5 protein-coding genes and 1 other RNA gene are annotated in these 4,093 nt (G+C 73.6%); 2 read left to right on the top strand and 4 right to left on the bottom strand.

Annotated elements, in window-relative coordinates:
• Nucleotides 1-907: 16S rRNA (cytosine(1402)-N(4))-methyltransferase RsmH (gene rsmH / locus HW577_RS21940; RefSeq protein WP_198378245.1), on the bottom strand; the 907-nt coding region annotated here is incomplete at its 3' end.
• Nucleotides 904-1,371, bottom strand: a complete 468-nt coding sequence (locus tag HW577_RS21935) for a division/cell wall cluster transcriptional repressor MraZ (RefSeq protein ID WP_198378244.1) — start codon at nt 1,369-1,371, stop codon at nt 904-906. The genes rsmH and HW577_RS21935, both read right to left, overlap by 4 nt.
• Before the next feature lie 331 nt (nt 1,372-1,702).
• Here HW577_RS21935 and HW577_RS21930 point away from each other — a divergent pair, with 331 nt between their 5' ends.
• Nucleotides 1,703-2,017 (top strand): hypothetical protein, encoded by a 315-nt coding sequence (locus HW577_RS21930; protein WP_198378243.1) that lies wholly within the window; start codon nt 1,703-1,705, stop codon nt 2,015-2,017.
• A gap of 13 nt (nt 2,018-2,030) precedes the next feature.
• Here the strand turns inward: HW577_RS21930 and rnpB are convergent.
• Nucleotides 2,031-2,433, bottom strand: an RNA gene (rnpB, locus tag HW577_RS21925) — RNase P RNA component class A.
• 138 nt (nt 2,434-2,571) lie between these two features.
• On the opposite strand from rnpB, the gene HW577_RS21920 reads away from it, so the two are divergent.
• Entirely contained in the window at nt 2,572-2,964 is a 393-nt protein-coding gene (locus HW577_RS21920) for a hypothetical protein (RefSeq protein WP_198378242.1), read from the top strand.
• Here the strand turns inward: HW577_RS21920 and HW577_RS21915 are convergent.
• On the bottom strand, nt 2,943-3,872 hold the full coding sequence (locus tag HW577_RS21915) for a LysR substrate-binding domain-containing protein (protein WP_198378241.1): 930 nt from the start codon (nt 3,870-3,872) through the stop codon (nt 2,943-2,945). The two genes, HW577_RS21920 and HW577_RS21915, sit on opposite strands and share 22 nt — an antisense overlap.
• Between the last annotated feature and the right edge of the window lie 221 nt (nt 3,873-4,093).

The raw sequence follows: 4,093 nt of genomic DNA, 5'->3' as shown, positions 1-4,093 counted from the left end.
GCCTCGCGGAGCGGGCGCGCGGGTTCGCGCTCGTCTCGGCCTCGGAGGGCCGGAGCGCGCGGGGTGTCAGCAGGCGGAAGCGCGGGCGCGCCGCGACGCGCAGCGCGCCGGGATCGTGGCGGGATGCGCCGCCGGCGCGGCCCGTCGCTTCCGCCATGAAGCGTTTCGCGATGCGGTCTTCCAGCGAATGGAAGGCGACGACGACGAGCCGCCCGCCGGGCGCCAGCAGCGACGCGGCGGCGGCGAGCCCGCGCTCGACCTCGCCGAGCTCGTCGTTCACGGCCAGCCGCAGCGCCTGGAAGGCGCGCGTCGCGCCGTCGATGCCCGACGGGTCGCGCGGCACTTTCGACCGCACCAGCGCGGCGAGGTCGCCCGTGGTCTCGAAGCGCTGTTCCGCCCGGCGCGCGACGATGGCCTTGGCGATGCGGCGGGCGAAGCGCTCCTCGCCCAGGTGGAAGAGGATGTCGGCGAGCTCGGCCTCGGGCAGCGTGTTCACGAGGTCGGCGGCCGACGGCCCCGACTTCTCCATGCGCATGTCGAGCGGGCCCTCGGCGCGGAAGGAGAAGCCGCGCTCCGCCTGGTCGAGCTGGAAGGAGGAGACGCCGAGATCCATCACCACGCCGTCCAGCGCGGTCACGCCGCGTTCGGCGAGATGGTCCAGCATGTCGCCGAAGCGGCCTTCGATGAGCGCGAGGCGCGGGGCGAAGCGGGCGGCCAGCGCCGCGCCGCGCGCGATCGCGTCGGGGTCGCGATCCATCGCGAACAGCGTGCAGCGGGGGGCGGCTTCGAGGATGGCGCGGGCATAGCCGCCGCCGCCGAAGGTGCAGTCGAGATAGGCAGCGTCATCCCTCGGGGCGAGCGTGGCCAGCACCTCGGCCAGCATGACGGGGAGATGTCCCTCGCTCATCGCGCCTCTCCGTCCGGGCGGGGGGCGGGGAGCGTCAGCTTGAAGTCGCGGGCGCGGGCGCGGGCCTCGCGGATATGCGCGATGGCGCGGTCGGTGTCCCAGATCTGGAAGCAGCGGTTGGCGCCGATGAAGGACACCGCCTCGGACAGGCCGGCCTCGGCGACGATGTCCTCGGGCAGGACGATGCGGCCCTCGCCGTCCGGGCGGGCGGGATGGGCCGAGGCGAAGAGCGCGGCGGCGAGGTTGTCGGCCGTGTCCGAGAAGACGTCGAGGTCGCCGTGGCGCGCGGAGATGGTGGCGAAGGTGCTCGCCGGCCAGGCCTCGATGCAGGGATGCCGGAAGGACGGGAACAGCACGATGTCGGGGCTGCCGAGGGCCTCGAGCACGGCACGGAAGGACGCCGGGACCGAGATGCGGCCCTTCTTGTCCAACTTGCCCTTGTGCGTGCCCAGGAACTGGGTCATCGCCCCCCGCGTGCGGCCGAAACGTGCCGCGTGCCCCTGCTGTTCCGGCCCGGATCAGCGGCCGGCGGGGCCCCCCGACCCCGCCGGCTCGCCCGACCATCCCGACCTGGATCCCGCTCGCCCCCCCGAGCGCATTGGGATCCTCACGAGATGGCATGGGATAACACGGGAAACTTTGGGACGACAAGGGATAAAGACGAAGAGGCTTGCCGGTGTTGCACGAAAAACACCGAGATTACCGATGCTTGCCGGAAAACCCTGCGCGCGTGAATCAGGAAAGGCGATGAAAATCCAGCCGCGCCGCGCCATGCTCCCGCGCCGGAGGTCCGCCATGCGCCGTTTCGCCGCCCTTTTCGCCCTGTCGATGCTCGCCGTGCCGGCGCTCGCGCAGGTGGCGCCGGGCACGCCCTATGCCGCGGCGCGCCAGGTCTTGATCGCGGCGGGGTGGGAACCGCTGCGCCTGCCCGATGCCGACCGCTGCGCGCCGCGCGACACGCGCTGCGAGGGGCGGCCCGAGATGGTCGCCTGTTCCGGCACGGGCACCGCGCCCTGTGCCTTCGCCTGGCGCCGCGGCGCGGAGGAGATCGAAGTGCTGACGACCGGCCCGGACACGATCGTGACCGGCACGCGCCAGCGCCTGCGCTGACGGGTCGAAAAGTGGCGCCAGACGGCCTGTAAGCCGGGTTCTGTCATGCCCGTTGCCGGGCAAGGACGGCCATTCCTCTGGAACCCGCATCGCTGCGGGCTTCGCGCGGCCAACCCGGGCGGAAGGGCGGGACCGCCCCTGCGTCAGCGCCTTGCAGCGCCTCGCCGTCCGCCCCTATTCGGCCTTGCTCCCGGTGGGGTTTGCCGTGCCGCCGCCGTTGCCGGAAGCGCGGTGGGCTCTTGCCCCACCGTTTCACCCTTGCCCGCAGGCCTTGCGGCGCGCGGGCGGTCTGTTCTCTGTGGCACTTTCCCTGGGGTCGCCCCCGCCGGCCGTTGGCCGGCACCGTAGTCCCGTGGAGCCCGGACTTTCCTCCAGCCCGCGATCGCTCGCAGGCCAGCGGCCGCCCGGCCGTCTGACGCCGCGGGCCTGATGCGCCGCGGGGCGGGGCGCGTCAAGCCGCGCGGCGAGGCGGATCACAATCCGGTGAGACCGACCCTTGCCGTCCCGCGCCCCCGGCGCACCAATGCGCGCACACACGGCCACGGGGACATGCCATGATCCGCATCCTCACCATCGACATCCCGCGCATCCTGCTCGCCCTGCTGTTCCTGGTGGGCGCGGCCAATGGCTTCGCCTGGATCATCACCGGGCAGGACCTGTTCCACCCGCCGACCAGCGAAGCCGGGCTGCGCTTCGAGGCCGCGCTGCGCGACAGCGGCTTCCTCTGGCCGCTGATGAAGACGATTGATCTCATCGCCGGGCTGATGCTGCTGACGAACCGCGCGCCGGCGCTCGCACTGCTGATGCTGCTGCCGATCATCACCGTGATCGTGCTGTTCCACCTGGTGCTGAACCCGGGCGGGCTGCCGATCGCGGCCGTTCTGACCGTGCTGACGGCGATGCTGCTGTTCGCGTGGCGGGACCGCTACGCGCCGCTGCTGCGCTGATCCGCTGCGTCGGGCCGCGACGCGCACGCACGCATCCAGTCCCAGAGCACCTGCGCCGGGCGGCGCAGCGGGCCCGCCGGTCGCGCCAGGTGATGCGCCCGCCGCCCCGGCGCCGCGAAGGGATGCGCGTGGACCAGCCGGCCCGAGGCGATTTCCCTGTCCGCCAGGTCCCTGCGCGCGAGTGCGAGGCCAAGCCCGGCTGCAGCCGCTTCCAGCGTCAGGCCGAAGTCGCTGAACACCGTTCCCCTGGCGGGCGGTGGGCCGCGCCAGCCCGCGGCCGCAAGCCAGGCCGCCCAGTCCTCCCCGTTCACGTCGAAGATCAGCGGCAGGCGTTCGGCGATGGCGCGGATCGAGGGCGTGCCGCGCAGCGGGAAGCGCGGCGAGCGCACGGGGCGCAGCGTCTCGGGCAGCAGCAGTTCCGCCTCCAGCGCCGGCCAGGGCGGGATGCCGTGGCGCACCAGGAAATCGAGCCCGTGCCGCCGAGGATCCTGCAGTTCGGTGGTCGCCACCACCTCGACCCGGATGGCGGGGTGCGCCGCGTTGAAGTCCGGCAGGCGCGGCAGCAGCCAGCGTGCCGCGAAGGTCGGCACCACGCCGATCCGCACTTCGCCGCCGGCATCCTGCGCGCGGCGGCGGCGCGTGGCCGCGCGGCGCGTCGCCTCCTCGATGCCGGCGAGCAGCGGCGCGACCTCGGCATGGTAGCGGCGCGCCAGTGCGGTGGGCTCTGCACCCTTGGGGCCGCGCCGGAACAGGGGCGCGCCCAGCATCGATTCCAGCGCCGCGACGTGCCGGCTGATAGCACCATGGGTCAGGCCGAGCGACTCCGCCGCCTCGCCGAAGCTGCCGGCGCGCAGCGCGGCATCGAGCGCGCGCAGCTGTTCCATGCTGGGCAGTCGGGAGGGACGCATGGACGTGAGTATTCCTCACGCCTGCCGTGAGCGCGAGACGCTTCTGCGCGCCGGCCCATGCGGCGCAGGCTGCTCCGCACGGCGCGCCACGCAACGCTGCGCCGCAGGAGAACATCATGTCCGTCGACCCGATCGCCAACCTCCTCCGGGCCGCGGCGCGCCCGGCCCGGCGCTGCGCCGCCGACGCCCCGGGCCTGCTCGCGCGCCTGTGGGCGGCGGCG

The sequence above is a fragment of the Neoroseomonas rubea genome (assembly GCF_016106015.1).
GTDB lineage: Bacteria > Pseudomonadota > Alphaproteobacteria > Acetobacterales > Acetobacteraceae > Neoroseomonas > Neoroseomonas rubea.
Note: the sequence above shows the minus strand (reverse complement) of the source record. Positions and strands in the feature narration are given on the sequence as shown.

Bases quoted from the DNA above. Each gene is read 5' to 3' on its own strand.
- HW577_RS21915 (WP_198378241.1), bottom strand. From the start codon at position 3,872: ATGCGTCCCTCCCGACTGCCCAGCATGGAACAGCTGCGCGCGCTCGAT.
- HW577_RS21935 (WP_198378244.1), bottom strand. From the start codon at position 1,371: ATGACCCAGTTCCTGGGCACGCACAAGGGCAAGTTGGACAAGAAGGGC.
- HW577_RS21930 (WP_198378243.1), top strand. From the start codon at position 1,703: ATGCGCCGTTTCGCCGCCCTTTTCGCCCTGTCGATGCTCGCCGTGCCG.
- HW577_RS21920 (WP_198378242.1), top strand. From the start codon at position 2,572: ATGATCCGCATCCTCACCATCGACATCCCGCGCATCCTGCTCGCCCTG.